Here is a 26082-nt window from a genome sequence, read left to right as displayed (position 1 = left end):
ATAATGTCATGTTAGACAACATGTCAATAAGGCCGCTTTCCCAGGAGTGCGCGACCCGCCGTCCACACGGTGTCGATCACGAAGACGAAGGTCCAGATCCGGCCGAGGTTCAACAGCCAGTGACCACTCTCGTTCCAGAACCAGGCGGCGTCGTGCGGGCCGCCGAGCAACGCTTCGACGGGCCAGCTGTATCCGGCCATCGCCAGCGCCGCCTGCGCGAGGACGTAGACGGCGGCGTGGATCGCCCAGTTCCGGAACGAATTCGCGCGCTTGTTCGCATCGGCCTTCACCGGTTCGGTCGCTTGCGGACTCTCCTCGACCATGCGGGGAGCCGTTTTTTCCTTCTGTGACACCGTTTTCGCTGGTTCCACGGGAAACTCTGCAACTCCGACACGCCGGACGGCGCCGCGAACCACGAACGCTCCGAAGAGCAGGAGTACCGCCGCGCCGAAGCAGGCGACGCGCCAGCCCGCGTCCGAGCCGTAGAGCTGCCCCGCCAGGAACGTCCCGACCGTCGCTCCGAGTAGCGTCGCGCTTTCGTAGATCCCCATCGCCCTGCCGAGGCTCAGCCCAGCCGCCTCGGCGACCACCGCCTGCTCCACCGGGATGGCCGCCGCGAACGCCGCCGCGGACAGGATCCACATGACCGCGAGCACCACCGGACTCGGCGCGAAGGACAGCCCTGCGGCGAAGAGCGCGCTCGCGACCATCGCCAGCGCGAGTACCCGCGTCCGGCCGATCTTGCGGACGAAGCCGTGCAGGTAGTCCGGCAGGACGCTGTACACGATGAACCCGGGGATGAAGACGGCCGCGATCTCCCCCAGTTGCAGCTGATGCCCGCGCTGCAGATGCATCAGGAGCAAGAGAGCGACCCCGGCCTCGGCCATCGCGGTCAACGCTACGAGCGCCAGCATCGGGCGCATCCGTTTGCCCAGTTGCAGAAGCCGCGGCGAGCCTTCCGCCCGGACCGGCGCGGATTTCGCGTTCAGCAGGACCACCGCGGCCACCACGCAGGCCGCCGCGCCGAGCCAGAACACGCCCCGGTAGTCGATCCAGGCGATCGCGGTCAGCGCGACCACGAACGCGATCCACGTGCCGCCGCCCTCGGCCGCGAACAACCTGCTGAACGCGGCGTCGTCCCTCGCGAGCCCTTCTCCCACGCGGGCCCGCAACGCGACCCAGAACAGCGCGCCGCCCGCGCCGCCGAGAACCGCGGCCAGATAGGCGACCCCGATGCCCGGCGTCACGGCGTAGACCACAAAGGACAGTCCATAGAGGACTGCTCCAATGGCGGCGACGCGGCCGCGGTCGAACCTGTCCGCGAGCGAGCCCGCGATCGGCCGGACCACGAACGACACCAGCGTCTCCAGCGCCGTGAGCGCCCCGACCTCGGCGGCCGACGCGCCGAGCTGACTCCCCACCCACAACGGCAGGAGGAAGTCGAGGACTTCCGCCGGCCCCTTGGTCAGCGCGGCGGCGAGCTGATTCTCTTCCGCCTGCCTTTTCTGCGTGACTACATCCACCCCAGTACCCCCGTTTCGGATACGAATGTATTCTAAAAATTACGGACGGGCAAGGTGGTCACGTCGGTCGCGGAGCTCATGAGTGGTAGGGACGGTTCGAGCGGGCCGGTATTTGCTACCCACGCCTGACCAGGGCGAATGTGAAGCGTCAGGGGCGACACGTTCGAGTGGGGAAGATTTGGGACGTTCAACGTCTCAAATCTTCCCCGCTCACCCCCATCGGCATCCAGAACAAGCTCACCAAGACGACATCAGGATCCAGCGGGTAGGCAAATACGGGGTCCACCAGGACCTCCCTTACCACTCACGACCCAGACAGCCGACCGAGTCAACGAAGGGGAAGATACGGCCGTGCCGAAGATCGTGGACCGGACCGAACGCCGCCGAGAGATCGCCGGAGCCCTCTTGCGCATCGTCGCGCGCGAAGGCGTCGAAGCCGTCAGCGTGCGCTCGGTCGCCACAGAGGCCGGGGTTTCCGCGGGCGCGGTGCAGAAGTACTTCTCCACCAAGGAGGACCTGTTCCGCTTCGCCCTCGACATGACGAGCGAATTCCTCGAACAGCGCTGGAAGACCCTCGATCAGTCCGGAAACCTGCTGGACCTGCTGATACGACTGCTGATCGAGGCGATGCCGCTCGACGAACAACGCCGAGCGGAAGTGATCGTCATCAACGCCTTCACCGCGCGCGCCGCCGTCCTGCCGTCCTGGGCCGAGTTCATCCGCACCGGCTACGACGAACTGCAGGAGATCACGACGCGTTACCTCGAGGAGGCCCAGACCGCGGGCGACGTCCGCGACGACCTCGCGGCGGGCGACCTGGCCGATGCCGTGCTCGCCCTCTCGGACGGCTTCGCGAACCGGATGCTCACCTCCGCCGACCCGGCCGCACTGCTGCCCTCCCTCGAAACCGCAGTGCGTACTTTGCTGGCCCCGACGCAGCGATAGTTACATTCAGTTGCAACTATCGCTGCCCTGGGGTGTAAATTACGCTGCATGAAGACGAGTGGCGCGCTTGAGTTGCTCGGTGCGTTCACCAGCGCCCAGTGGGGCATGGTCACCTCCCGGCAGGCCAAGGAGGTCGGGGTCGACGGTGTCACGCTGCATCGCCTGGAGCAGGCCGGTCACCTCGACCGGATCCGTCACGGCGTCTACGCGGCCACTATCGCCGTCATCACCGAAGCCCGGGAGGAACAAGCCGCCTGGCTGATGCTCGACGTCGCCAAGCCCGCTTGGAAGCGAACGCCTCTCGATCCTGACGGAGGGGTCGTCTCTCACGAGTCCGCCGCCCGTTTGCACCGGCTCGGCGAACTCGTCAACGACCGGATAGTCCTGACGACACCACGCCGCCGCACCAGCCGAGACCCGGAAGTACGGTTCAGGACCGCCGCACTGACCGCCGACGATGTCACGTCGATCGACGGGCTCCCCGTAACCACCGCGCTGCGCACTATCCGCGACCTGCTGGACCAGCACATCGACGGCAGTCATGTCGCCACGATCATCCATGAGGCCGTGGAAGCGAACTTGGTCGGTTTGGACGTGCTGGCGGAGCACATCGGTCCCTATGCCTTGCGTTACGGCCTCCGCCGCCCCGGCGACGGCGAAGCGTTGCTCGAACTGCTACTGGCGAAGGTCGGCACCACGGTCACGAGACTCGCCCACCGCCCCGTTCCTCCTCGCTCCGCCGCGGTCACCGGACGCGCACTAGAGCTTGCGGAGCAGGAAATCTAGCCCGGAAAACCTATTCCAACGAGTTCGCCACGACACGCGACGATGGCGGGCATGCCATCGCAGCGTCCGAGTACACCGCGCGGTTATCTCGACTCCCAGAAGAGCCGGGCGAAGAACAGCGCCTCGAAGACCGGTGTTCCGACCGGCGAACTGCTCCAGCTGCATTTTCACCGGCGGCTGATCGCGCGGGTGTTCCACGGAGACGACGCCTCGAACTGGGTGCTCAAAGGCGGGCAAGCGCTGCTTGCTCGCTGGCCTGCCGCGCGCTACTCCACCGACGTCGATCTCTTGTCCACAGAGGACACCACCGCCGCCGCGGTCGAAGCGCTCAAGACGGCCGCCGCGCTCCGCCTCGACGACGCCATCTGGTTCTCCCACCTCAGTACCTCCGAACAGAACCATATCGAACGCCCGACCCGCAAAGTGGTGTTCATGGCGATGTTCGAGAACGCGAGCCTCAAGTACCGGATCCCCGTCGACGTCGTCACCTCCGGGCTCGCGCCACGCGGAACCATCACCACCGAAAGACTGAAACCACCGTTCGCGAGTGAGTGCGCCCCTTGGCCGGACGTGCGGATTTTCCGATCGAAGACCATGTCGCGGAAAAGATCTGCGCGATGTACGAACGCCACACAGCCCGGCGAAATCCGTCCACGCGCTACAAGGATCTCGTGGATCTCGCACTCTTCGCTTTGAAGACGCCGATGTCGGGCGAGAAGACGCACGAGATCCTGCACGACGAGATCGCCCGCCGCCGGAAACGCGGGATGGTGCTGGAACTGCCCGGCAGGTTCGAGGCGCCGGATTCTCATTCCTGGACCGGTGGATACCGCAAGGCCGCTCAAGGTGTCCGTGAACTCCCCGATGAGCTTCGGACGCTCAACGGCGTACACGTTCTCGCAGACGCCTTCATCACCCCGCTACTCCAGACCGAGCCTCCGACAGGGCGATGGTGCCCCGAGGAACGAGCCTGGCGGTGACACCGGTGTCCACCGAACGGTTGACAGCCGGGTTCAGTCCTGCGGACGTCCCTGGAGCAGGGGTCCGCGCAGCACGATCAACGTATGAAAACGGCAGTGAAAGTGCGCGGCCTGCGCAAGGAGTACCCGGGCCACACGGCCGTCGGGGGTATCGACCTCGACATCGAACAGGGTGAGGTCTTCGCCCTGCTGGGCCCCAACGGCGCGGGCAAGACGACGACGGTCGAGATCCTGGAGGGGCACCGCAAGCGGACGGACGGCGAGGTCGACGTCCTCGGCGAGGATCCCGGCACCGCCGGCCGGGCATGGCGGGCGCGGCTGGGGATCGTGCTGCAGACGGCCAACGACGCCGCCGAGCTCACCGTCACCGAGACCGTCCGGCACTACGCCCGCTACTACCCGAATCCCCGTGACGCCGACGAAGTGCTCGACAAGGTCGGCCTGACCGAGAAGGCGGGCGCCCGCGTCAAGAGCCTTTCCGGCGGACAGCGTCGTCGCGTGGACGTCGCGCTCGGGATCATCGGGCGGCCGGAACTGGTGTTCCTGGACGAGCCCACGACCGGGTTCGATCCGGCGGCCCGGCGTCAGTTCTGGGACCTGATCAGGAGTCTCGCCCACGAGGGCACCACGATCCTGCTCACCACCCACTATCTCGACGAGGCCGAGGCGCTGGCCGATCGCGTCGCCGTCATCACGCGCGGCGCGATCGTCGCCGAGGGGACGCCGCAGACGCTGGGCGGCCGCGCGACCGCGGAGGCCACCGTCCGCTGGGCCGACGAGAACGGCAGCCACCAGGAGCGCACGCACTATCCGGCCAAGCTCGTCCGCGAGCTTTCCGCCGACGGCCGCGAGCCGTCGGAGCTGACCGTGCACCGGCCCACCCTCGAAGAGACCTACCTCGACCTGATCGGAGAAGCCCGATGAGCACGCTGACCCACCAGGGCAAACTCCCCGGCACCCTGTCCCTCGGCCTCCTCCGGGGCACCGCCGAACTCCGTCAGTTCTTCCGCATCCGGGAACAGGTGATCTTCACCTTCGCCTTCCCGTCCCTGCTCATGATCCTGCTCGGCTCGATGCTGAACTCCTCGATGCCCGGCATGGCGATCACCACCGGCCAGGTGCTGGCGGCGGGCATGATCGGCTCCGGCATCGTCTCGACGTCGTTCAACAGCATCGGGATCAACCTCGCGTCCGATCGCGAGCTGGGCGCGCTGAAACGGCTGCGCGGAACGCCGATGCCCGCCGCGTCCTACTTCATCGGCAAGATCATCTTGGTGGGCTTCACGAGCATCGCCCAGGTGGTGCTGATGTCGATCGTCGGCAGCCTGCTGTTCGACCTGGAACTGCCCACCGACCCGATGAAGCTGCTGACCGCGCTGTGGGTCTTCCTGCTCGGCATCACCAGCTGCACGCTCCTCGGGATCGCGCTCAGTTCGGTGACGAAGACGGTCAGTGGCGCGGTCGCGGTGACCAACCTGATCTACATCGCGCTGCAGTTCATCTCCGGGGTGTTCGTCACGCCGATCACCAACCTGCCGAAGGTTATGGTCGACATCGCTTCGTTCTTCCCGGTGAAGTGGATCTGCCAGGGCTTCCGCTCGGTGTTCCTGCCGGCCGAAGCCGCGACACAGGAAATGGCGGGGACATGGGAACTTCCGATGGTGGCACTGGTGCTGACGGCGTGGTGCGTCGCGGGGCTGCTGCTGGCGAAGCTGACGTTCCGCTGGTCGAACGAAGGCAAGTGAACGCCTGGGAGCGGTCCTTCTGGCTCTGGGAAGTCCTCTTCTCGATCACCTATGTCGCGACGACGGGCCTGGTGCTCTTCGAAGACGGCGAAACCGTCAACAAGGTCATCGCCGTACTGTGCCTCGGTGGCATCGGCGTGGTCTACCTCGTCCGCGGACGCCGCCTCGTCACCGGGCCGGACTACGAGTACACGCCGTGGTTGTTCGTCACGACCATGATGGTCCTGCTGGTGGGCGCCGTCTTCGCCGCGGGCAATTCGAGTTTCATCCTGTTCCTGGTCTGCCCGTTGCTCTACATGACGTTGCCGACGAAGACCGCGTCGATCCTCACCACGGCGGCGGTGCTGCTGACCCCGTTGTCCTTGCTCGTCCGGGGCGGGATCGACGAACAGCCGGTCTTGCTGCCGATGACGGCGATCCTGGTCATCTTCAGCCTCCTGGCCGGCCGCTACACCACACAGATCATCGAACAGAGCAAGGCCCGAGCCGCGCTGATCGAACAGCTCGAAGCCAGTCAGGCGGAGGTCGCCCGGCTCTCCCGCGAGGCGGGCACGGCCGCCGAACGCGAGCGGATGGCCCGCGAGATCCACGACACGCTCGCTCAGGGCTTCACCAGCATCGTCACGCTCACCCAGGCCATCGAGTCCGAAATGGACACCGATCCGAAGGCGGCCCGGCGCCACCTGGAACTGGCGGCGCGGACGGCGCGGGAGAACCTGACCGAGGCGCGGGCGATGGTCGCGGCGCAGGGGCCGTCGGCGCTCGCCTCCGACTCCCTGGAGGAGGCCCTGCGGCGGCAGGTCGAACGGCTGACCGAGGAAGCGGGCATCGAGGCGGCGATCGAGATCGACGGCCCGCTGCCCGCGCTGCCGATGGCCACCGAGGTCGTCCTGCTGCGCGGGGCTCAGGAGGCGTTGAGCAACATCCGCAAACATTCTCGCGCCACCAGGGTTTCGCTCCGGCTGTCCGTTGTGGAGGGAAAGGTCCGGCTCGGCGTGACCGACGACGGCTCGGGGTTCGACCCCGCGGAGCCCACCGGCGGCTTCGGCTTGGCGGGGATGCGGACGCGGGCGGATCAGGTCGGTGGCATCGTGGCGCTGAAGAGCGAACCCGGTGCGGGGACGACGCTGGAACTGGAGGTGCCCGCGTGATCACGATCATGCTGGTCGACGATCACCCCGTGGTGCGGGAAGGCCTGCGCGGCATGCTGGAGGCCGAGCCGGATCTGAGCGTCATCGGGGAGGCGGGTTCCGGCGACGAGGCCGTCGCGCTGAGCCGGGTCAAGCAGCCGGACGTGATCCTGATGGACCTGCGGATGCCCGGTCTCGACGGCGTCGGCGCGACCCGGAAGATCCTCGCCGACCGGCCGGGGCAGCGAGTCGTCGTCCTCACCACCTACGAGACGGACGCGGACATCCTGCGCGCGGTCGAGGCGGGGGCCTCCGGCTACTTGCTGAAGGACGCTTCGCGCACGGAGCTGGCCGGAGCGATCCGGGCGGCGTCACGCGGCGAGACGGTCTTGGCGCCGTCGGTCGCCGGGAAGCTGGTGAACCGGGTGCGCAACCCGACGGCGTCGCCGCTCTCGGCGAGGGAGATCGAGGTACTGCGGCTGGTGGCGCAGGGAAACACGAACGCCGACATCGGCCGGGCACTCCACATCAGCGAGGCGACCGTCAAGACCCACCTGCTGCGCGTGTTCGGCAAACTGGACGTTTCGGACCGGACGGCCGCCGTGACCACCGCTATGCGACTGGGCCTGCTCGGGTAGGCACAATGCATCTCATGCTTGCCACGACCGAATTGGCGCTGCTTCGCCGCCTCGCGCACGAGCAATCCTCGTGCCGCGCCCCGTCCCTCGTCGCCGCTGTCGTCCGCGATGGTGAAATCGCCTGGTCAGGGGCGCGTGGCCGCGTCAATGGCGAGACACCGGACGATGACACGCAGTACCGGCTCGGCTCGATCACCAAGACACTCGTCGCGACGGCCGTCATGCGCCTGCGCGACGAAGGCAAGCTGGATCTCAACGACCCGCTCGAAAAGCACCTGCCGGGCACCGCGTTCGGCTCGGCCACCATCGCGCAGCTGCTCTCGCACACCTCCGGACTGACCGCGGAATCGCCCGGTTCCTGGTGGGAGCGCACGGTGGGCGCGGACTGGGCCGCGCTCGTCGAAAGCCTCAAGGACGGCGCGACGCGGCTGCGGCCGGGCAGCCGGTTCCACTACAGCAACGTCGGCTACGGCGTGCTCGGCGAGCTGGTCTCCCGGCACCGCGGGCAGTCGTGGCTCGACGTCGTCCGCGCCGAGATCCTCGGCCCGCTCGGCATGACCCGGACCTCGCCGCATCCGGAAGGCGCGCACGCGAGCGGCTTCGCCGTGCACCCCTTCGCCGACGTCCTCATGCCGGAGCCGTCGCCGGACGCGGGTGCGATGGCGCCCGCCGGGCAGCTGTGGTCGACGGTCACCGACCTCGCCCGCTGGACGGCGTTCCTCGGCGGCAACACCGGCGGTGTGCTGAGCGAGAAGACCGTCGCCGAGATGCGCGAAATGGTCACCGTGGACGACGGCGACACCTGGACCACCGGCTTCGGCCTCGGGATCATGCTGGTCCGCACGCAGGGCAGGCGGCTGGCCGGGCACACCGGGTCGATGCCGGGCTTCCTCGCCTGCTCTCTGATCGACGCGAACGCCGGCATCGGCGCGCTGGTGCTGACGAACTCGACGGCGGGCGTCGGCATCACGCAGCTGTGCCTCGACCTGATCACGCTGACCGAGACCCACGAGCCGTCACTGCCCACGGAATGGCAGCCGTCCACTGTGGACCCGAAGCTGCTGGAGCTGACCGGGTTGTGGCACTGGGGCCCGACGCCGTACCACCTGCGGCTGCTCCCGGACGGCCTGTTCTCCCTCGCGCCGACCGACGGCCCCGGCCGCGCGTCGCGGTTCGCGCCGCTCGGTGACGACACCTGGATCGGCCTCGACGCGTACTACGCGGGCGAAACGCTGCGGGTCGGGAGGGACTCGGCCGGGAAGCCGAACCACCTCGACCTCGCGACGTTCATCTTCTCGCGGACCCCGTTCGACCCCGCCGCGCCCATCCCGGGCGGCGTAGACCCCGGCGGCTGGCGCTAGCGCAGCCGGAAGGAGGCGGTCGTGAACTCGCGGCCGCCGATGGCGCACACCAGGACATCGCTGTAATCGCCGTCGTCGACGTAGCCGACGACCCACATCCGGCGCTGTTCGCGCAGCGACTCGGCGAGTTCGTCAGGGCAGTCCTCGATGACGAACTTCGCCGGGTCGCCGTTGTGGACGGCCCACCCCCGCGCGGTGTCCGCGTCCGGGGCCAACGCGGCGGTGACCCGCGCCCATGGCCCGAAAACGACGTCGAGAACGCCTCGGCGACGCCGGATCGTGAACCGCAGCGCCGTCCACCATTGCCGGACCCTCGGCACGGCGATCTCCCCCGGGAGGTCGCCGTGCACCCAGCGCGGCAGGCCGGGGACGAAAACGAGGACCAGCGTCGCCACGAAACCCACGGTCGCGCCGATGGTTTCCGTGTCGCCCCAGTCGCCGAAGACCCAGTGAACGGCGAACACGAGGAAGTACAGGAACAGGAAGCCCCACCGCGGGCCCCACGGATCGGGCATCAGGCGGCCGGGGTGTGCCCGACGTCGTCGCCGACGGCCGCGATGAACTTGCGGGCGATGCGCTTGCCCTCGCCCCAGTCGGCGAAGCCGAACTGCAGGCTCGTCTGGATCGCCAGGCCCGAGCCCTCCGGCGTCCGCTCGACCTTCACCGTGACGGTCTGCCCATAGCTGAAGAAGCCGAGTTTGGTCGAGAAGGTGACGTAGCCGGCGGCCGCGTCGTAGAACGGGTTCTGTCCCTTGACCGCGGTGACCCCGTTCGGGAGGGCCTGCCACAACGCCTCGGGGGGCACGGGGAATCGCTCGTGCACTGTCGCCATGAGGCGAGAAGCTACCCGGCGGTCGGCCTCGATGGGAGCCAGTCCACCGATCTCACATGCCGGACACGCGGCACCAACTGTCAGCAGGCCCATCCCGACCTGAGAGACTGGGCACATGACCGACGCACCTGAGTTGCCCCTCCCCGCGGACCTGAAGCCTGCCGATGGCCGCTTCGGCTGCGGACCGTCCAAGGTCCGTGACGAGCAGCTCGCCAACCTGGCGAAATCCGGTGCCACCTACCTCGGCACCTCGCACCGCCAGAAGCCGGTGAAGTCCCTCGTCGGCCGCGTGCGTGCGGGTCTGTCCGAATTGTTCTCCCTGCCCGAAGGCTACGAAGTGGTCCTCGGCAACGGCGGGACGACCGCATTCTGGGACGCCGCCGCGTTCGGCCTCGTGCGGGAACGTTCGCAGCACTTCACCTACGGCGAGTTCTCGTCGAAGTTCGCCACGGTGACCAAGGGCGCCCCGTTCCTCGCCGACCCGATCGTCGTCAAGTCCGACCCGGGCACCGCGCCCGAGATCGCCTACCAGGCCGGCGCCGACCTGGTCGGCTGGGCGCACAACGAGACCTCGACCGGTGTCGCCGTGCCGGTTCGCCGCCCCGAAGGCAGTGAAGGCGCGCTCGTCGCCATCGACGCCACCTCCGGCGCGGGCGGCCTGCCGGTCAAGGCCGAGGACTTCGACGTCTACTACTTCGCGCCCCAGAAGTCCTTCGCCGCCGACGGTGGTCTCTGGATCGCGCTGGCCTCGCCCGCCGCGGTCGAGCGCATCGGCGAGATCGGCGCGAGCGACCGCTGGATCCCCGAGTTCCTGTCGCTGACCACGGCGCTCGACAACTCCCGCAAGGACCAGACGTACAACACCCCGGCGGTGTCGACGCTGTTCCTGCTGGCCGACCAGATCGAGTGGATGAACTCGAACGGCGGTCTCGAGTGGACCACCGCGCGCACCCTCGACTCGTCGACCCGGCTGTATGAATGGGCCGAGAAGACCTCGTACACGACGCCGTTCGTCAGCGACCCGTCGCTGCGCTCGCAGGTCGTCGGCACCATCGACTTCGCCGATGAGGTGGACGCCGCCGCGGTGGCGAAGGTGCTGCGTGCCAACGGGATCGTCGACACCGAGCCGTACCGGAAGCTGGGCCGCAACCAGCTGCGCGTCGGCCTGTTCCCGGCCATCGACCCGGACGACATCACGAAGCTGACCCAGAGCATCGAGTACGTCGTCGAGCGCCTGGGCTAGGACCGCTTTCGCGCGTGAAGGCCCCCTTCCCTCGGCTGAGCCGAGGGAAGGGGGCCTTCACGCGGCGACACGGCGAAATAGATCAACATCAAGAGGCCGTACAGCACAAAGGATTCCGTCGCCAGCCACCAGCCGAAGCTCCCGGCGGGCCGCGGCGCCAGCCACATCGGCGCGACGACGAACAGCGCCACCGTCACCGCCGCGAGCGCGTACGAAACGGCCGAGCGCATCCAGACGAGCAGCGCGAGGATCGGGACACACCAGATCCAGTGGTGCGTCCAGGACACCGGCGAGACCAGCAGCCCGCCGATCGCGCAGGCGGCCAGCGCGAACACCGGTTCCGCGAGGCGCACGATCACGAACCCGGTCAGCGCGACCACCACGATCGCGGCCGCCACCCAGACGACGGACTCCGCCGATCCGAGCCCGAACCGCGCGAGCATCCCGCGCAACGACTGGTTTCCGACGTAGCCGCTGTCGCCGATGCGGCTGGTGTCGAAGAGGATGTTCGTCCAGAATTTCGCCGACGCGCCGGGCGCGACCATGAACATCAGCAGACCGGCACCGAGGAACCCGGCCACGACTCGCGCGGACGAGCGGAAGTCCTTGCGGAACAAGAAGAACAGGATGAAGAAGGCCGGGGTCAGCTTGATCGCCGCGGCGACGCCGATCAGCAGCCCCTTCGTGCGGGCGCGTCCCGGGAGCAGGGCGTCGAGGACGACCATCAGCATCAGCAGGGTGTTGATCTGGCCGAAGCCCAGCGTCGAACGGACAGGCTCCATGACGCCGCTCGCCGCCTGCGCCCCGATCGCCGCCAGTACGGCGATGGCGCGACCCCGCACCGCGGATCGGTCGGTGAGCGAGCCGTTGAGCGTCGCGACGAAGAGGTAGACGACGATCCCGCCCGCGATGATCGACGCGAGCCCGACCAGTCTCGTGGCGAGCGCGGCGGACATCAGGGTGCCGGGCAGGAACACCGCCGCGGCGAACGGTGTGTAGGTGAAGGGCAGCCAGCCCCCGTGCGTCTGCACCCACGTGCCGTACGGGTCGCCCGCGTCGAGGAGGAGCCGCGCGCCGCCGATGTAGACCTCGAGGTCCTGGCCGTCGAACACCTTGAGCGTGAACAGTACGGCGACCACGACGACTTCGAGCGCGATCAGCGCCCCCGCGAGTTTCCGCCCCGACAATCCCACCAGCACCCGGCGAGGTTACCCACCGCCACCACGCAAGTAGTCCTCTGGTTGCGGTAGTCGGGAGTGCCGACTACCGCAACCAGAGGACGAAACGCAGGTCAGGCGAGGGCCTGGGTCGGCGGGAGCCGGGCCGCGCGCATCGCCGGATAGGCACCGGCGACGGCACCGACCAGTGCCGAGACCCCGACCCCGCCGAGCAGGGCGCCGACGGGCAGCACCGCCGGCCAGCCCTGGCTCAGCGCGTACCCGGACGTCACGAGCACGCCGACCAGCACCCCGGCGATTCCGCCGAGCCCGGACAACAGCACCGACTCGGCCAAGAACTGGCCTCTCACCTGCCGTTTCGTCGCGCCGAGCGCGCGGCGGAGGCCGATCTCCCGGCGCCGCTCCAGCACCGAGATCACCATCGTGTTGGCCACCCCGACACCGCCGACCAGCAACGCCACCCCGCCGAGCCCGAGGAACAGGGCGCTGTAGGTGTTCTCCGTCAGCTTCTGCGCCTCCAACGCCTCCGACGGACGTCGCACCTCGACCTCGTTCGGTGCTTCCGGGTTCATCGTCTGCGCGAGCACCGAGCGGACGTTCTCGACCTGCGAGTCCTTCGCCCGGACGTACACCGTGCTCGGATGCCCCTTGAAGCCGAGGAGCCGCTTCGCCACGTCCCAGCCGACCAGCACCGACCGCTCGATCTCCGGCGCGAGCGGCATCGGGCCGAGGATCCCGCCCACGGTGAACCACTGCCCGTTGATGAACACCTGCGGCGGTTTGGCCTGGTCGATGTGGTCGATCCCGAGCCGCGCGGCCGCGACCGAACCGAGCACGACGACCGGATAGTCGCGAGTGGCGTCCCGGAGGAACTGTCCATCCCGGATCGAACCGCCGACGACGTCGAGCAGCTCCGGGGTCGCCGCGAGCACCGACAGTCCGGACGTCTCGTCCTTGGCGACCTTGTCCGTGCGCCGCACGGTCCCGTCGGTGCTCCCGGTCGCGGAAGCCGCCGTCACCGGGGCGATCCGCTTCGCCATCGGCACCGCGCTGTCCGGCAAGGTCGCGTCTCCGCCGAACATCGTCTTGCCCGGCCCCGCCGAGAGCAGGTTGGTACCGAGCGCGGCCAGCTGATCTTGCAACGCCTTCGCGCCCGACGCCGGGATCGCGAGCACCGCCACCATCGCGGCGATCCCGATCCCGATGCCGAGCGCGGACAGCACCGCGCGCATCGGCCGCGTCCGCATGCCGTGCGCGCCGAGGGTCAGCACGTCACGCGGGCCGAGCCGGGCCGGATTCGGCGTCGGCACCTTGTCGAGGACTGGTGCGCTCACACCAGCACCCCCGTCCCGGTGTCGAGCCGGATCCGGCCGTCGCGCAGCTCAATCCGCCGCGGGATCCCCGCCGCGATCTCCCGGTCGTGCGTGATGATCACGACCGTCGTCCCCTGCGAACTCAACGTGGCGAGCAGGTTGAGGATCGCCGCGCCGTTGCCCGTGTCGAGGTTCCCGGTCGGCTCGTCGGCCAGCAGGATCGACGGCGAGTTGACGACCGCCCGCGCGATCGCCACCCGCTGCCGTTCGCCGCCGGAGAGCTCGTTCGGGAAATGAGTGGCCCGATGCGCGAGGCCGACCCTGTCGAGCGCCGCCAGCGCCCGCTCGTGCCGTTTCCGCCGCGGCACCCCCGCGTACAGCAGCCCCGTCGCGACGTTGTCGACCGCGCTCACCCCCTCGCTGAGGAAGAACTGCTGGAACACGAAGCCGATCCACCGCGACCGCAACGCGGAAAGCTTGCGGTCCGGCAACTTCGCGACGTCGTGCCCGCGCAGTTCGATGACGCCGTTGGTCGGCCGGTCGAGCGTGCCCATCAGCTGCAGCAGGGTCGACTTCCCCGAACCGGACGGCCCGAGAATGGCGACCATCTCCCTGTCCTCAATGGACAGTGTGACTTCGTGCAGGGCGCGCACGCCGCCGGGATAGGTGCGCGAGGCGTTGCGCACGGCCAGCACCGGGGTCATGACGTCGTCACCACCCGCATCCCGGCGACGAGGCCGGTTCCGGTGACTTCGACGCGGCCTCCGGAGAACAGGCCGGTCTTCACCGCGATGAGCCGCCGCTTGCCGCCTTCGTCGACCTCGACGGCGTACCCGCCCTCGGCGAGCGCGAGCAGCGCCCCGACCGGGACCGCCAGCACTCCACTGTGGACTTCCTTGGTGAACCGCACGGAAACCGGCGTCGAATCGAGCGACCCCGCCGCGGCCGGATCGTCCAGCTTGATCTTCACCTTGATCTTCGGCTTGCCGTCGTCCTGCCCGGCGGCGTCCTTGCCGGTCTCCGCGACCTTGCCGACGTCGGTGATCACGCCGGTCGCGGTCTTGCCGCCGGTGATGTCGATGCCGACCTTGTCCCCCGTCTTGGCGATGGCCTGCTTGGCGGCGTCGAGCTTGACCTCGACCTGACGCTCGGTGCCGGTGTACTTCAGCAGGTCACCCCCACCGGGTCCGCCGAGCTGCGCGGCGACCTGCGAAACCCGGATCTCGCCGGGCGCGAGGACGGCGTCGCCCTGGCCGAAGGTTCCGGTCTGCTCCACTCCCAGCGACTTCTGCCATTTCTTGATCGCGGCCGCGGTGGCCGAGGTGAACTTCTTGTCGGGCGTGCCGAAACCGCCGAAACCGAGCGCCTTCAGGTTCTCTTCCAGCTGTTTGACGTCCGGGCCGTCCGTGGCCCCGTCCGCGAGGTCACGGAAGAACGGCAGCGTGCCGTAGAACAACGGCACCGGTTTGGCGTCGACGCCGTACACGGTCTTGCCGCGGGTGAGCACCGAACCCGCGTCCGGAAGGGACGTGATGGTCCCCTGTTTCCGGCCGGCGAGGGCGTTTTCCGCGCCGTAGCCCAGCGTTCCGTTCGCCTCTTCTTCCTCCTGCAGATCGGTCTTCTCGACCTTCGCGGTCTCCACCGGAGGCGGCGCCTGCCCGACCTGCTGGGCTTCCGAAGTGACCCTGGTCAGCACGACCACCGACATCGTCCCGACCACGACGACCAGGACCGCCGCGATGATGAACCAGCGCGCCCGGCGCGAACGCCGAGCGCCGCCGGGTCCTTCGTGTTCACTCATTTCGCCGGGGCCGCCCTCATGCTCATGCCGAGGCCGCAGGCCTTCGCCGCGTCTTCGAACTTCTTGGGATCGCCACCCGCGTCACCCAGCGCGATGGCGGCGCCTCCCTTGCCGGGGTCGGGGTCCGGGTCCGGGAAGTCGATGCCGTGGTCGCGCATGCACTTCGCTTCCTTGCGCATCTTGTCGAGCTCTTCCGGCGTGGGCGGCTTGATCTCGCCACCGTTCGGCAGGAACTTGCGGCACGCCTCGTCCGCGGCCTTCATCTTCTTCTCGTCGAACCCGCCTTCGCCCGCGTCGAGGGTGATCGTGTCTTGGCCGTTGGCGTCGGCCTTCGGATCCGGCATGTTGACCCCGTGCTCCCGCATGCACTTCGCGAAGTCGCGCCTCTTGTCCTCATCGGACGCGTTGTCGGCCTGTTTCCCGTCGTCGGCACCGGCGGCGGGCGGCGACGAGATCGAGGCGACCTTGTCGCCGCCGTCCCCGCCACCACCGCAGCCGGCCACCAGCGTGAGGACCGCTCCGGCGATCAGTACCGCCATCGGTCGTTTCCGCATCGCTGCTCCTTCGGTCGTCTTGGCGAACCGATTTCTACGGAAACGGTGATTCCGGCGCGGTAAGCGAAGTCGCTTATGCGGTGCTTACGGTCCCACTCAGCGACACAGAGATCGGATGTATCTACCGTCTTTACGGGTGAACTAGCGCGTTGGCGAGCCCTTCGGGGGTTAACATCGGATCTCTGGCTTCTTAGAGTCCCCGACGTCCACACCTCAGCGAGGAGGAGTGCATGAATCGCCGCAAGCCACTCAGGGTCCTGGCGGCCCTCGTCATCGCGACCACCGCGCTCGGCGTCTCACCCGCCGTCGCGCAGGCCGCACCACTCCCGTCCGACCACGCCTACGACGACCCCTTCACCGCCGACCGGACACGCTGGTGGCGCGACGACCGGTTCGGCCAGTTCATCCACTTCGGCGCGTACTCCCAGTTGCAGGGGAAGTACCAGCGCCCCGACGGCAGTGTTTGCCAGGACGCGGAATGGATCCAGCGGAACTGCCAGATCCCGCGCGCCGAATACGAACAGATGGCCGCGAAGTTCAACCCGTCCGGTTTCGACGCGAACGCCATCGCGCAAACGGCGAAGGACGCCGGGCAGAAGTACGTGGTGATCACGTCGAAGCATCACGAGGGCTACGCGATGTGGCCGACGAAGGTCAACAAGTTCAACCTTCGCGATCATTCGTCGTTCGACAAGAAGCGGGACATCCTCGCCGAACTGAAGCGCGCGACAGCCGCCCGCGACGTCAAACTCGGCTTCTACTACTCGATCTGGGATTGGCACGACCCGGACTTCCCCGATCCCGCGACGTTCCCGAAGTACAAGGAGCGGATGTACGCCCAGCTCAAGGAACTCGTCGACAACTACCACCCGGCGGTGCTGTGGTTCGACGGCGAATGGAGCACCGAACGCCCGAACAACCCATGGTCCGAAAAGGACGGTGAGGAACTCGAGGCCTACGTCCGGAGCCTCGATCCGTCCATTGTGGTCAACAACCGCGTCGGCAAACGGCGAGTGGTCGACGGCGACACCGGTACACCCGAACAGGAGATCCCGGACAAGCCCGTCGACGGCCAGCTCTGGGAGTCGTGCATGACCCTCAACGGCAGCTGGGGATACACCGATTGGGACCACAACTGGAAATCCTCGGCGGATCTGACCAGGAAACTGCTGTCGATCGCCGGCCGCAGCGGCAACTTCCTGCTCAACGTCGGGCCCGATCGCACCGGCCGCGTCCCGCAGGAATCCGTCGACCGGCTCAAGCAGATGGGTCAATGGCTGCGGACGAACAAGCAGTCCTCGGCCGTTTACGGTGCGGGCGCGCCGGGTCTCGTCGCGGAACCTCAATGGGGCGTGGTCAGCAGGCGCGGCAACAAGCTTTACGCGTCCGTGTTCGACTGGCCCGCTTCAGGCGGTTCGCTGACGCTCGACGCGTTGGCGCCCTTCCGGGTTCGCGACGCGCGGGTGCTCGGCAGCGGGCAGCGCGTCCGCGTGGAGCAGTCGTCCGGAAGCGTGAAACTCACGCCGTCGGGCGGCAAGACGAACGACGTCGCGACCGTCATCGAGCTGGATGTCGACTCGCTGCCGCAGGCACCCGCCGGACGCGGGACCGGCCTGACCGCCGAGTACTGGCCGAACGCGGACTTCACCGGGACGCCGACGGTGCACCGCGTCGAGCCGGGCGTCAACCACAACTGGAAGTTCACCGGCTCGCCCGACGCGAAGATCCCGGCGGAGGCCTTCTCGTCGCGATGGAGCGGCCAGGTCACCGCGCGGGACACCGGGAAGTACACGTTCACCACGGTTTCGGACGACACCGTGCGACTGTGGGTCGACGGGAAACTCCTGATCGACAACACCACCCCACACGGCCCGAGTGTCGACAAAGCGACCCTGGACCTGGTCGCCGGGAAGTCGTACGCGATCCGGCTCGACCACACCGAACGAGGCGGGGAGGCGTCGATGAAGCTGCTGTGGTCCAGCCCGAACACTCCCCAGCAGGTGATCCCGGCGCGGCAGTTGCACCCGGTCGGCTGATCCACGCTTATCCCGCGCTTACCCCCTCCCGGGGCAGACTGACCTGGTGAGAGTGCTGGTGGTGGAAGACGAGCGGCTCCTGGCGGACACGATCGCCGAGGGCCTGCGACGGTTCTCCATGGCCGTCGACGTCTGCTACGACGGCGAACAGGCCCTGGACCGGGTGGGGGTGCACGGCTACGACGTCGTCGTGCTCGACAGGGACCTTCCCGTCGTGCACGGCGACGAGGTCTGCGCCGCGGTCCTCAAGACGGGCGGCGAGGCGCGGGTCCTGATGCTGACGGCCGCCGCCGACGTCAACGACCGGGTCGCCGGGCTGGGGCTGGGCGCCGACGACTACCTGACGAAACCGTTCGCGTTCGCCGAGCTCGTCGCGCGAGTGCAGGCGTTGTCGCGGCGCGCGCGGCCGGCGCTGCCGCCGGTGCTGGAACGCGGCGGCGTCGTCCTCGACCTGCCCCGGCACCAGGCGTCTCGCGACGGCCGGTTCCTTCCCTTGTCCCCCAAGGAATTCGCGGTACTGGAGGTGCTCATGCGCGCCGAAGGGGCCGTGGTCAGCGCGGAGGAACTGCTGGAGAAGGCGTGGGACGAGCACGCCGACCCGTTCACGAACGCCGTCCGGGTGGCGATGATGACGTTGCGGCGCAAACTCGGCGAACCGCCGGTGATCGAGACCGTGCCCGGCGCCGGTTACCGGTTCGGGTCATGAAACCGCTCCGGCTTTCCCTGCGCACCAAGCTGACCGCGCTCTACGGCGGGGCGTTCCTGGTCGTCGGGCTCGCCCTGCTGATCGTCAACTACCTGCTGGTCAGTTCGTCCCTGCCGGACACGGCGGCGTTCGCCGACACCGCCGCGGACGTCTCCCTCCAACGCGCCCCGGCGTATCCGCTGGAAGCGACGACCATCATGCCCGCCGAGCGCGCCCAAGCCTCCCAGCTGGTCGCGACCTCGATCACCGAGTACCGCTCGGACGTTCTTTCGACGCTGCTTTGGCAATCCCTGGTGGCACTGGCGATCGCGGGCGCGCTCGCGGTGCTGTTCGGCTGGATGATGGCGAGCCGCGTGCTGCGGCCGCTGCACGCGATCACCTCGACCGCACGGAAACTCGAGGCCGAGAACCTCGACCGGCGGATCGACCTCGACGGCCCCGACGACGAACTCAAGGAACTCGCGGACACCTTCGACGGCATGCTCGACCGGCTCGCCGTGTCGTTCGACAGCCAGAAACGCTTCGTCGCCAACGCCTCCCACGAACTGCGGACCCCGCTCGCGGTGCAGCGCACGCTGGTCGAGGTGGCGATGGCCGATCCCGACGTGAGCCCGGAGGTCCGGAAACTCGGCGAACACCTGATCTACACCAACGAACGCAGCGAGCGGATGATCGAAGGCCTCCTCGTGCTCGCGCGCAGTGATCGCGGCCTGGCCTCACGCGGCCCCGTCCGGCTGGACGAGGTCGCGGCGACGGTGATCCGGTCGGCGGCGGCCATGGCCGAGGAAGCGGGCGTCACGGTGGAGTCGCGACTGCGGCCGCGGACGGTGTCCGGCGACCCCGTGCTCCTGGAGCGGCTGGTCACGAACCTCGTGCACAACGCCATCACCTACAACCGCAAGGGCGGCTGGATCCACGTCGACATCGGCGGCGATCCGGCGCTGGTGGTGCGCAACACCGGCCCGCAGGTACCGCTGGACGCCGTTCCCGCGCTGTTCGAGCCGTTCCGGCGGCTTTCGGGCGACCGGACCGGAGACTCGCGCAACGCCGGGCTCGGCCTGTCGATCGTCCGGTCCATCGCGACCGCGCACGCCGGGACCGCGGGCGCGGAACCCGGCGGCCGGGGCGGCGGACTGGTCGTCCGGGTGCGGCTGCCTTAGATTCCCCCGATCGTGACAGTGCGTGTCCGGCGCGTCACTCTGCGAGCCACGAATTGCTCCAGCAGAATGCACTTGCTGCCATGAACAAAATAGTGAGCAGGACACATGACATCGGCGCGCCTCGCACGTCAAGGCGACGCGCCGTACTAGCGTTGACACCCACAAAGGTGAAGAGCAGGGGAGGCGAAAATGCGAGCGCTACGAGTGGTCGGGCTGCACGAGGACGGTAAGTCCATCGTGTGCGAAGACCCGGCGAGCCGCACGCGTTTCCTGCTCCCCGCGGACGAGAGGCTGCGAGCGGCGGCGAGGGGTGACATCACCCGCCTCGGCCAGATCGAGATCGAGTTGGAGAGCCAAATGCGGCCACGCGAGATCCAGGCACGAATCCGGGCCGGTGAGTCCGTGGAGCAGGTCGCGAGCAGCGCCGGCGTCACCGTGCAGCGTGTCGAGCGGTTCGCGTACCCGGTCCTGCTCGAGCGTTCGCGTACCGCCGAACTGGCCCAGCGCGCGCACCCGATCCGCGAAGACGGCCCCGACGTGCAGACGCTCGGCGAGGTCATGGCGCACTCGTTCGGTCTCCGCGGCCACGACTACAGCCAGGCCACCTGGGACTCCTGGCGAGGCGACGACGGCAAGTGGGTCGTCGTGCTGAGCTGGAAGGCCGGCCGGTCGGACAACCGCGCGCACTGGTCGTTCGCGCCCGGCGCGCACGGCGGCACCGTGCAGGCGCTCGACGAGAACGCCGAAGTCCTGCTCAACCCCAACGCTTACCGCGCTCCGCGTACGGTCCGGGCACTGGAACCGGCCAAGGAAGCCGTCGTCCAGCCCACTCTCGACAGTGCTCCCGAAGAGCAGGTCGCGAAGGTGATCGACGCGCCGATAGCGGAGCCGGAAGAAGACATCGAGCCACCACCCTCGGCTGACGAGCCGGCGGAAGTGGCCGAACCCGCCCCACGGGCGAAGGGGAAGAAGAACCACCCCATAGTCCCATCCTGGGAAGACGTCCTATTGGGCGTCCGATCGCAACGAGGTTGAATTCGCACGTAATGGCCCCTTCCGGTGGAGGGGCCATTACGTGCGTCCAGGGACCTGCGCGACCAGGGATTTCGGCGCCACGAGGCAGTACGCGTCGGTGACGATCCGCTCGATCTCGGCCCAGTCGACGTCGACGTCCAGCCGCACCCCGAGCCATCCCCGGTGCCCGACGTACGGCGGCCGGAAGAATCGCTCCGGCTCGGCTCCGACCAGTTCTTCCTGCGCCCCGGGCGGCGCCGGGCACCAGAAGGCCAGCTTGTCGTCGTGATGCCGATCGGCGTACATGACGAACGTCTTCTTGCCGCGCACGAACCAGGTCGGCTCGCCGTGGCTGAGCCGCTCGGAGGTCTCCGGCAGCGCGAGGCACAGCCGTCTGAGCGAAACGAGCGGATCACCGGCCATGGATCTCAGTATCCTCGTGCCGGGGGGATGCACATGCAGGATTGGTACACGCGCACCGTCAGGCTGCGTTTCGAGGTGTTCACCGGGGCTCCGTACGCCCACGTCTCACCGCTGGATTGGCAGTTGGACCCGGTGGTTCTCCGCGGTATCGCCCGGAGCCGCGGCTACCTGGAGATCGCGCCGATGTTCCAGGGCTGCTTGAGCTTCCGGTTCGCACCGCACCACGTCCCTCCCATCCCCGCTTTCGACGGGCCCGACCGGCCGGACAAGGACCGGGAGCGCTGGCTGCTCAACCGTCTCAGCGGTTCGGACCACGTCTGGATCAGCCTCAAGCACGCGAACCTCTCCGCCCGGCGTGTCGCGGAAGTCGCCGAGACGGAGGGCTTGCGTGTCGCGGCCGATTTCGGCGCTCCGGACGACCGGGTCCTCCGGCTCAGCCGGAACCCGGCGCCACCACGGCTCCCCTTGCCCGCCCCCGCCGGATTCCGGTTCCGCTACGCCTGGCTGAACCACCTCGTACCCATCACGGTCTTCGCGCTCCTCACCGCAGCGGCCATGGTCGTCGGAACGGCGGAGAACTCCGAAAACCCGGCGGGCGGTCTGCTGTTCATGGCCGCCGTGGTCGGCGCCATCCCGGCCGCGTTCACCACCAACCTGTTCCCGCGCACCACCCGCGTCGGCTGGCTCGCACGCGAATTCGACGGCAGCGCGCACGTCGGATTCGCGGTGCGCTCCTACCGGATCCCCGTCGATCTGGTCGTGCAGATCGCCGGTTTCCACGGCTATGTCTTTTCCGGGCAGACCGCCTCACAAGCGAGCGGGCCGATCCTGAATTTCTCCAAACGCGTCTAGAAGACGACGATCAGCACGCCGATCCACGCGATCACGATCCCGGCGGCGGCCCCGAAGGACGCCCACCGCACGATCGGGACGCGCCGCGCGAGCCACAGCGACGGCGTGATCCCACCGGTCACGACGGCGGACGCGAGCAGCGCCAGCCAGCCGTTGGTCTCCCGCGCGAGGGTGTTCGCCAGCGCCAGCATCGCGACGACGACCACGGCCGCGGCGAACGCGGAGACGGTCAGACCGGTCAGCCAGGGCGTCGGCTCCCCGGCGGGATCCGGCGTGCCGAAAAGGCGACGCGCGAGTTCGTTTCGAGGAGTGGGGGCGGGCGGGTCGATCATGACGCCGTCACCGGAGACGGGGTCGACGAACCGGACCGACGTGCCCATCGTGGCGGCGACCCGCTGGGCGAGCTGGCGGCCCCGCTGAGAAACCACGGAAGCGGCCTCGGTGCCGGACTCGCCTGGGCGGGCGGCGGACCCGACCGCGGACGCGACACGGGCCCACTCGTGCAACGCCTGGGCGAGGTCCGAACCAATCGCGAGTGAATGCGGGTCCACCTCTCGGGCGGTTTCGCCGCCGGGCCCGGCCAGCACCGCGCGTCCCTCACGGATCCGCAATTCCATGGGTTCTCCTCGTGATCGCTCGGGTGCTCACGATAGCGGGGGACGCGTCTCGTAGAACGCGATCGCGCCCGCCGTGGCGACATTCAACGAATCGACGCCCTCGGGCATCGGGATCCGCACCGCGACGTCGGCGGCGGCGATGGCCTCTTCGGTCAGGCCGGGCCCCTCGGCACCCAGCATCAACGCGACCTTCTCCGGTGCCTGGTCCCGCAACTGGCGCAGCGAAACGGAATCCGCACGAGGAGTGAGGGCCGCGATACGAAAACCGCGTTCCCTCAGCAGTTCCAGGTCCGATGGCCACGATCCGAACGTGGCGAACGGGACACGCAGGACGTGCCCCATCGAAACGCGGACGCTGCGCCGGTACAGCGGATCCGAGCAGCCGCCGCCGAGTAGGACCCCGTCGACGCCGAGCGCGGCGGCGTTGCGGAACAGCGAACCGAGATTCTCGTGGTCACCGACGCCTTCGAGCACCGCGAGCACGCGCGCGCCGTCGATGACCTCTTCCACCGTCGGTGGCGGAACGGGCCGGTCCGCGACGGCCAGCACCCCGCGATTCAGGTGGAATCCGACCACCTCGGCCATCGTCTCGGCCGACGCCACATAGCCGGGGGCGTCGACTTTCGCCAGGTCAGCGCCCAATTCGTGGAATCGCCGCTCCACTCCGAGGAGGGCTCGCACCGGGTACCGGGACTTGAGAAGACGCTCGACGACGACGGTGCCTTCGGCGATCACGAAGCCGCGCCCGCCCGGCCGGTCGGGCCGCCGATCGGCTGTGGACAAGTCGCGGAAATCGTCGACCCGCGGGTCGGCGGGGTCGTCGATGGTGATCAGTTCGGCCACCCGGAGAGTGTGTCATCCGCCCGCCGCGAGCCGTTTGCCTCCGAACGTCTACCGGCAGGTGGTACGAACGGGCGTATTTTGCTGTAAGTTAACCCCTGGTGACAGAGAGCACCAGTTTGGCCGCTAGCCGGGCGACGGCGATGCGTGAAACCGTTGGGCCGCCTGGCAGTCCCGCCTGGAATCCCGCGGAGCGTGGCCAATGAGGAGCTCTACGAACATGGGTAAGGATCTTTCCGCGGAACCCTGCGGACCGCAGGATCGCGGACGTTACCGCCGAAAGGTCCAGCGCTGTCTCGACACCCTGGCCCGTATGCTCACCGATGGAAGTTTTTCCTTCCCTCGCAAGAACATCGGGCTCGAGGTCGAACTCAATCTGGTCGACGCCGAACTACGCCCGTCGATGACGAACACGACGGTCCTCGACGCGCTGAACGATCCGTCGTTCACCACGGAACTCGGCCAGCACAACCTGGAACTCAACGTGCCGCCGAGGCCACTGGCCGGCGAGTCCGCGTTGCAGTTGGAGGAGGATCTCCGCGCGTATCTGGGCGCGGCCGCGCGCAAGGCCGAGGAATCCGGCGCCTCACTGGCGATGATCGGCATCCTCCCGACCCTGCGGCACGAGCACTTCGACCAGAAGTGGCTCACCAACAACGCCCGGTATTCGCTGCTCAACGACCGGATCTTCGCCGCGCGCGGTGAGCGGACCGTGCTCTCCATGGAGGGCGCTCCCCTGCCGGGCAGGCAGCCCGAGCGGCTGCGCAGTTACTCCGAATCGATCCTGCCCGAAGCCGCCTGCACCTCGGTTCAGCTGCATCTGCAGGTCGCGCCGGAGGAATTCGCGGCGCATTGGAACGCGGCGCAGGCGCTGGCCGGGGTCCAGATCGCCGTCGGCGCGAATTCGCCGTTCCTGCTCGGCAAGACACTCTGGCACGAGACCCGGATCCCGCTGTTCCTGCAGGCCACGGACACCCGGCCGGAGGAGCTGAAGAACCAGGGCGTGCGGCCGAGGGTGTGGTTCGGCGAGCGATGGATCACGTCGATCTTCGATCTGTTCGAGGAGAACGTCCGGTACTTCCCCGGCCTGCTGCCCGAAACCGACAGCGAGGACCCGGTCGAGGCGCTCGATTCCGGTCAAGCCCCGAAACTCACCGAACTGCGGATGCACAACGGCACCGTCTGGCGCTGGAACCGTCCGGTCTACGACGTCGTCGACGGCCTGCCGCATCTGCGGGTGGAGAACCGGGTGCTGCCCGCCGGCCCGACCGTCGTCGACATGGTCGCGAACGCCGCCTTCTTCTACGGCGCGCAAAGGGCGCTCGCCGAAGCCGACCGTCCAGTGTGGACACAGATGTCGTTCCAGGCGGCCGAGGAGAACATGTACGCGGGCGCGCGGAGGGGTTTCGACGCGCAGCTGTACTGGCCGGGCATCGGCTGGATCCCGCCGGACGAGCTGGTGCTGCGGGTCCTGCTGCCGCTGGCCCACGAAGGACTACGCCGTTCGGATGTTTCGGACGAGGCGAGAGAACGCTACCTGGGCATCATCGAGCAACGGTGTCTCACCAGGCGGACCGGTGCGGCGTGGCAGCGGGAGTACGTCCTGCGCGCGGAGGAGCGCGGCGCCGAGCGGGAGACCGCGCTGAACCGCATGCTGGGCCGGTATCTGGAGCTGTCGGCGACCGAGACGCCGGTGCACACCTGGTCGCTTGAGGCTTAGGCTGCCACCCAGGGAGGTGGCAGCGCGTGCCCAAGATCATCGGCCGGTCGCTGGAGGAGCACCGGCGTGAGGTCCGCAGCAGGGTGTTCGACGTCCTGCGCGGGCAACTGTACGAGCGCGGGTTCGACGCGATCACGCTCGCGGGTGTCGCCGCCGAAGCGGGCCTCGGCCGGACGGCGATGTACAACCACTTCCCCGACAAGGAGAGCCTGCTGGTCGCCTTCGTCGAGGACGAGGCGACGCGGTACGTCGAACGGCTGACGGCGGCGGTCGCGACGGCCGACACCCCGGTCGCGAAGCTTTCGACGTTCGTCCGGCTGCAGCTGCGGGTGCTGGCCGAGTACCACCTGCCGCCCGGGACGGCGCTCGCGTCGGCGCTGGCTCCCGCGGCGTACCGGAGGATCAGCGCGCACGCCGACCCCATCACCGGCCAGCTCCGCGAGATCCTCGCCGAGGGTGTGCCGGAGGAGGATCCCGACGTGCTGATCCCGATGATCACCGCCGCGCTGGGCAGCCGCCAGGTCGTCGACGTGCCACCCGAACGGCTGGACGACGCGATCGAAGGAGCCGTCCGCTTCGTGCTCAGAGCGGTCGGAATGACGGAAAACCTTGAAGATTAGGGTAGCCTAACCCGCAGTTGTGCCTTACGCTCTTTCTGACAGCATGTCAGAACGATGCTTGGAGG

28 protein-coding genes are annotated in these 26082 nt (G+C 68.4%); 17 read left to right on the top strand and 11 right to left on the bottom strand.

Features of this window, described 5'->3' with window-relative positions:
- Nucleotides 1-23: 23 nt before the first annotated feature.
- Nucleotides 24-1523: an MFS transporter gene (locus ACZ5IK_RS02245; protein WP_465486186.1), complete on the bottom strand. Its 1500-nt coding sequence runs from the start codon at nucleotides 1521-1523 to the stop codon at nucleotides 24-26.
- Between the two features lie 351 nt (nucleotides 1524-1874).
- Here ACZ5IK_RS02245 and ACZ5IK_RS02240 point away from each other — a divergent pair, with 351 nt between their 5' ends.
- The 9 genes from ACZ5IK_RS02240 to ACZ5IK_RS02200 all read left to right on the top strand — a co-directional run bounded on the left by ACZ5IK_RS02240 (nucleotide 1875) and on the right by ACZ5IK_RS02200 (nucleotide 9108).
- Nucleotides 1875-2468: a TetR/AcrR family transcriptional regulator gene (locus ACZ5IK_RS02240; RefSeq protein WP_465486185.1), complete on the top strand. Its 594-nt coding sequence runs from the start codon at nucleotides 1875-1877 to the stop codon at nucleotides 2466-2468.
- 48 nt (nucleotides 2469-2516) lie between these two features.
- The gene (locus ACZ5IK_RS02235) at nucleotides 2517-3254 is read left to right on the top strand and encodes a type IV toxin-antitoxin system AbiEi family antitoxin domain-containing protein (protein WP_465486184.1); all 738 of its coding nucleotides are present in this window, start codon (nucleotides 2517-2519) and stop codon (nucleotides 3252-3254) included.
- Between the two features lie 51 nt (nucleotides 3255-3305).
- Nucleotides 3306-3950, top strand: a complete 645-nt coding sequence (locus tag ACZ5IK_RS02230; RefSeq protein WP_465486183.1) for a nucleotidyl transferase AbiEii/AbiGii toxin family protein — start codon at nucleotides 3306-3308, stop codon at nucleotides 3948-3950.
- A complete protein-coding gene (locus ACZ5IK_RS02225) occupies nucleotides 3872-4234 on the top strand; it encodes a hypothetical protein (RefSeq protein WP_465486182.1) in 363 nt (120 codons plus the stop codon). Before ACZ5IK_RS02230 ends, ACZ5IK_RS02225 begins: the two co-directional genes overlap by 79 nt.
- A gap of 84 nt (nucleotides 4235-4318) precedes the next feature.
- Nucleotides 4319-5158 (top strand): ABC transporter ATP-binding protein, encoded by an 840-nt coding sequence (locus ACZ5IK_RS02220; protein WP_465486181.1) that lies wholly within the window; start codon nucleotides 4319-4321, stop codon nucleotides 5156-5158.
- Complete coding sequence (locus ACZ5IK_RS02215; RefSeq protein ID WP_465486180.1) at nucleotides 5155-5979, top strand: ABC transporter permease; 825 nt, start codon at nucleotides 5155-5157, stop codon at nucleotides 5977-5979. The genes ACZ5IK_RS02220 and ACZ5IK_RS02215 overlap by 4 nt, the downstream gene beginning before the upstream one ends.
- Entirely contained in the window at nucleotides 5976-7130 is a 1155-nt protein-coding gene (locus tag ACZ5IK_RS02210) for a sensor histidine kinase (protein WP_465486179.1), read from the top strand. The genes ACZ5IK_RS02215 and ACZ5IK_RS02210 overlap by 4 nt, the downstream gene beginning before the upstream one ends.
- Entirely contained in the window at nucleotides 7127-7747 is a 621-nt protein-coding gene (locus ACZ5IK_RS02205) for a response regulator (RefSeq protein WP_101610838.1), read from the top strand. Before ACZ5IK_RS02210 ends, ACZ5IK_RS02205 begins: the two co-directional genes overlap by 4 nt.
- 14 nt (nucleotides 7748-7761) lie before the next feature.
- The gene (locus tag ACZ5IK_RS02200; RefSeq protein WP_465486178.1) at nucleotides 7762-9108 is read left to right on the top strand and encodes a serine hydrolase domain-containing protein; all 1347 of its coding nucleotides are present in this window, start codon (nucleotides 7762-7764) and stop codon (nucleotides 9106-9108) included.
- Here the strand turns inward: ACZ5IK_RS02200 and ACZ5IK_RS02195 are convergent.
- Both ACZ5IK_RS02195 and ACZ5IK_RS02190 read right to left on the bottom strand, forming a co-directional pair.
- Entirely contained in the window at nucleotides 9105-9623 is a 519-nt protein-coding gene (locus tag ACZ5IK_RS02195; protein WP_465486177.1) for a hypothetical protein, read from the bottom strand. The genes ACZ5IK_RS02200 and ACZ5IK_RS02195 overlap by 4 nt on opposite strands.
- A complete protein-coding gene (locus tag ACZ5IK_RS02190; RefSeq protein ID WP_465486176.1) occupies nucleotides 9623-9940 on the bottom strand; it encodes a hypothetical protein in 318 nt (105 codons plus the stop codon). The genes ACZ5IK_RS02195 and ACZ5IK_RS02190 overlap by 1 nt, the downstream gene beginning before the upstream one ends.
- 115 nt (nucleotides 9941-10055) lie before the next feature.
- Here ACZ5IK_RS02190 and serC point away from each other — a divergent pair, with 115 nt between their 5' ends.
- Nucleotides 10056-11183, top strand: coding sequence for a phosphoserine transaminase (serC, locus tag ACZ5IK_RS02185; protein WP_465486175.1), 1128 nt, complete (start codon nucleotides 10056-10058; stop codon nucleotides 11181-11183).
- Here the strand turns inward: serC and ACZ5IK_RS02180 are convergent.
- From ACZ5IK_RS02180 to ACZ5IK_RS02160, 5 genes are all read right to left on the bottom strand, one after another.
- Nucleotides 11180-12382: a glycosyltransferase 87 family protein gene (locus tag ACZ5IK_RS02180; protein ID WP_465486174.1), complete on the bottom strand. Its 1203-nt coding sequence runs from the start codon at nucleotides 12380-12382 to the stop codon at nucleotides 11180-11182. The genes serC and ACZ5IK_RS02180 overlap by 4 nt on opposite strands.
- A gap of 92 nt (nucleotides 12383-12474) precedes the next feature.
- A complete protein-coding gene (locus tag ACZ5IK_RS02175; protein WP_465486173.1) occupies nucleotides 12475-13695 on the bottom strand; it encodes an ABC transporter permease in 1221 nt (406 codons plus the stop codon).
- On the bottom strand, nucleotides 13692-14378 hold the full coding sequence (locus tag ACZ5IK_RS02170) for an ABC transporter ATP-binding protein (protein ID WP_101610843.1): 687 nt from the start codon (nucleotides 14376-14378) through the stop codon (nucleotides 13692-13694). The genes ACZ5IK_RS02175 and ACZ5IK_RS02170 overlap by 4 nt, the downstream gene beginning before the upstream one ends.
- Complete coding sequence (locus ACZ5IK_RS02165; RefSeq protein WP_465486172.1) at nucleotides 14375-15475, bottom strand: peptidoglycan-binding protein; 1101 nt, start codon at nucleotides 15473-15475, stop codon at nucleotides 14375-14377. The genes ACZ5IK_RS02170 and ACZ5IK_RS02165 overlap by 4 nt, the downstream gene beginning before the upstream one ends.
- Entirely contained in the window at nucleotides 15472-16029 is a 558-nt protein-coding gene (locus ACZ5IK_RS02160) for a hypothetical protein (protein WP_465486171.1), read from the bottom strand. Before ACZ5IK_RS02160 ends, ACZ5IK_RS02165 begins: the two co-directional genes overlap by 4 nt.
- A gap of 230 nt (nucleotides 16030-16259) precedes the next feature.
- Here ACZ5IK_RS02160 and ACZ5IK_RS02155 point away from each other — a divergent pair, with 230 nt between their 5' ends.
- The 4 genes from ACZ5IK_RS02155 (at nucleotide 16260) to sepH (ending at nucleotide 20966) form a co-directional block, all read left to right on the top strand.
- Nucleotides 16260-18065 carry an alpha-L-fucosidase gene (locus ACZ5IK_RS02155; RefSeq protein ID WP_465486170.1) on the top strand — a complete coding sequence of 602 codons (1806 nt, stop codon included), beginning with the start codon at nucleotides 16260-16262 and terminating at the stop codon, nucleotides 18063-18065.
- Nucleotides 18066-18111: 46 nt separating this feature from the next.
- On the top strand, nucleotides 18112-18771 hold the full coding sequence (locus tag ACZ5IK_RS02150) for a response regulator transcription factor (protein ID WP_465486169.1): 660 nt from the start codon (nucleotides 18112-18114) through the stop codon (nucleotides 18769-18771).
- Nucleotides 18768-19931, top strand: a complete 1164-nt coding sequence (locus ACZ5IK_RS02145; RefSeq protein ID WP_465486168.1) for an ATP-binding protein — start codon at nucleotides 18768-18770, stop codon at nucleotides 19929-19931. The genes ACZ5IK_RS02150 and ACZ5IK_RS02145 overlap by 4 nt, the downstream gene beginning before the upstream one ends.
- 189 nt (nucleotides 19932-20120) lie before the next feature.
- On the top strand, nucleotides 20121-20966 hold the full coding sequence (sepH, locus tag ACZ5IK_RS02140) for a septation protein SepH (RefSeq protein WP_465486167.1): 846 nt from the start codon (nucleotides 20121-20123) through the stop codon (nucleotides 20964-20966).
- A 36-nt stretch (nucleotides 20967-21002) separates the two neighbouring features.
- On the opposite strand, the gene ACZ5IK_RS02135 is transcribed toward sepH, so the two are convergent.
- Nucleotides 21003-21368, bottom strand: coding sequence for an MmcQ/YjbR family DNA-binding protein (locus tag ACZ5IK_RS02135; RefSeq protein ID WP_465486166.1), 366 nt, complete (start codon nucleotides 21366-21368; stop codon nucleotides 21003-21005).
- A gap of 33 nt (nucleotides 21369-21401) precedes the next feature.
- Between ACZ5IK_RS02135 and ACZ5IK_RS02130 the strand changes: the two genes are divergently transcribed.
- Nucleotides 21402-22220 carry a hypothetical protein gene (locus ACZ5IK_RS02130; protein WP_465486165.1) on the top strand — a complete coding sequence of 273 codons (819 nt, stop codon included), beginning with the start codon at nucleotides 21402-21404 and terminating at the stop codon, nucleotides 22218-22220.
- Here ACZ5IK_RS02130 and ACZ5IK_RS02125 read toward each other — a convergent pair.
- Nucleotides 22217-22837 carry a DUF2537 domain-containing protein gene (locus ACZ5IK_RS02125; protein WP_465486164.1) on the bottom strand — a complete coding sequence of 207 codons (621 nt, stop codon included), beginning with the start codon at nucleotides 22835-22837 and terminating at the stop codon, nucleotides 22217-22219. The two genes, ACZ5IK_RS02130 and ACZ5IK_RS02125, sit on opposite strands and share 4 nt — an antisense overlap.
- 27 nt (nucleotides 22838-22864) lie before the next feature.
- A complete protein-coding gene (locus ACZ5IK_RS02120; RefSeq protein WP_465486163.1) occupies nucleotides 22865-23680 on the bottom strand; it encodes a TrmH family RNA methyltransferase in 816 nt (271 codons plus the stop codon).
- A 217-nt stretch (nucleotides 23681-23897) separates the two neighbouring features.
- On the opposite strand from ACZ5IK_RS02120, the gene ACZ5IK_RS02115 reads away from it, so the two are divergent.
- Together ACZ5IK_RS02115 and ACZ5IK_RS02110 are read left to right on the top strand one after the other, a co-directional pair.
- Nucleotides 23898-25397 (top strand): glutamate-cysteine ligase family protein, encoded by a 1500-nt coding sequence (locus ACZ5IK_RS02115; protein WP_101610853.1) that lies wholly within the window; start codon nucleotides 23898-23900, stop codon nucleotides 25395-25397.
- A 26-nt stretch (nucleotides 25398-25423) separates the two neighbouring features.
- The gene (locus ACZ5IK_RS02110) at nucleotides 25424-26017 is read left to right on the top strand and encodes a TetR/AcrR family transcriptional regulator (protein WP_465486162.1); all 594 of its coding nucleotides are present in this window, start codon (nucleotides 25424-25426) and stop codon (nucleotides 26015-26017) included.
- The last annotated feature ends 65 nt before the right edge of the window (nucleotides 26018-26082 follow it).

The organism is Amycolatopsis sp. NPDC031561 (assembly GCF_055580625.1).
Note: the sequence above shows the minus strand (reverse complement) of the source record. Positions and strands in the feature narration are given on the sequence as shown.

Coding starts and splice junctions, on each gene's coding strand:
- ACZ5IK_RS02170 (WP_101610843.1), bottom strand. CDS start 14,378: ATGACCCCGGTGCTGGCCGTGCGCAACGCCTCGCGCACCTATCCCGGC.
- sepH (WP_465486167.1), top strand. CDS start 20,121: ATGCGAGCGCTACGAGTGGTCGGGCTGCACGAGGACGGTAAGTCCATC.
- ACZ5IK_RS02190 (WP_465486176.1), bottom strand. CDS start 9,940: ATGGCGACAGTGCACGAGCGATTCCCCGTGCCCCCCGAGGCGTTGTGG.
- ACZ5IK_RS02225 (WP_465486182.1), top strand. CDS start 3,872: ATGTACGAACGCCACACAGCCCGGCGAAATCCGTCCACGCGCTACAAG.
- ACZ5IK_RS02230 (WP_465486183.1), top strand. CDS start 3,306: ATGCCATCGCAGCGTCCGAGTACACCGCGCGGTTATCTCGACTCCCAG.
- ACZ5IK_RS02160 (WP_465486171.1), bottom strand. CDS start 16,029: ATGCGGAAACGACCGATGGCGGTACTGATCGCCGGAGCGGTCCTCACG.
- ACZ5IK_RS02215 (WP_465486180.1), top strand. CDS start 5,155: ATGAGCACGCTGACCCACCAGGGCAAACTCCCCGGCACCCTGTCCCTC.
- ACZ5IK_RS02220 (WP_465486181.1), top strand. CDS start 4,319: ATGAAAACGGCAGTGAAAGTGCGCGGCCTGCGCAAGGAGTACCCGGGC.
- ACZ5IK_RS02200 (WP_465486178.1), top strand. CDS start 7,762: ATGCTTGCCACGACCGAATTGGCGCTGCTTCGCCGCCTCGCGCACGAG.
- ACZ5IK_RS02130 (WP_465486165.1), top strand. CDS start 21,402: ATGCAGGATTGGTACACGCGCACCGTCAGGCTGCGTTTCGAGGTGTTC.
- ACZ5IK_RS02235 (WP_465486184.1), top strand. CDS start 2,517: ATGAAGACGAGTGGCGCGCTTGAGTTGCTCGGTGCGTTCACCAGCGCC.
- ACZ5IK_RS02115 (WP_101610853.1), top strand. CDS start 23,898: ATGGGTAAGGATCTTTCCGCGGAACCCTGCGGACCGCAGGATCGCGGA.
- ACZ5IK_RS02155 (WP_465486170.1), top strand. CDS start 16,260: ATGAATCGCCGCAAGCCACTCAGGGTCCTGGCGGCCCTCGTCATCGCG.
- ACZ5IK_RS02135 (WP_465486166.1), bottom strand. CDS start 21,368: ATGGCCGGTGATCCGCTCGTTTCGCTCAGACGGCTGTGCCTCGCGCTG.
- ACZ5IK_RS02125 (WP_465486164.1), bottom strand. CDS start 22,837: ATGGAATTGCGGATCCGTGAGGGACGCGCGGTGCTGGCCGGGCCCGGC.
- ACZ5IK_RS02195 (WP_465486177.1), bottom strand. CDS start 9,623: ATGCCCGATCCGTGGGGCCCGCGGTGGGGCTTCCTGTTCCTGTACTTC.
- ACZ5IK_RS02145 (WP_465486168.1), top strand. CDS start 18,768: ATGAAACCGCTCCGGCTTTCCCTGCGCACCAAGCTGACCGCGCTCTAC.
- ACZ5IK_RS02165 (WP_465486172.1), bottom strand. CDS start 15,475: ATGAGTGAACACGAAGGACCCGGCGGCGCTCGGCGTTCGCGCCGGGCG.
- serC (WP_465486175.1), top strand. CDS start 10,056: ATGACCGACGCACCTGAGTTGCCCCTCCCCGCGGACCTGAAGCCTGCC.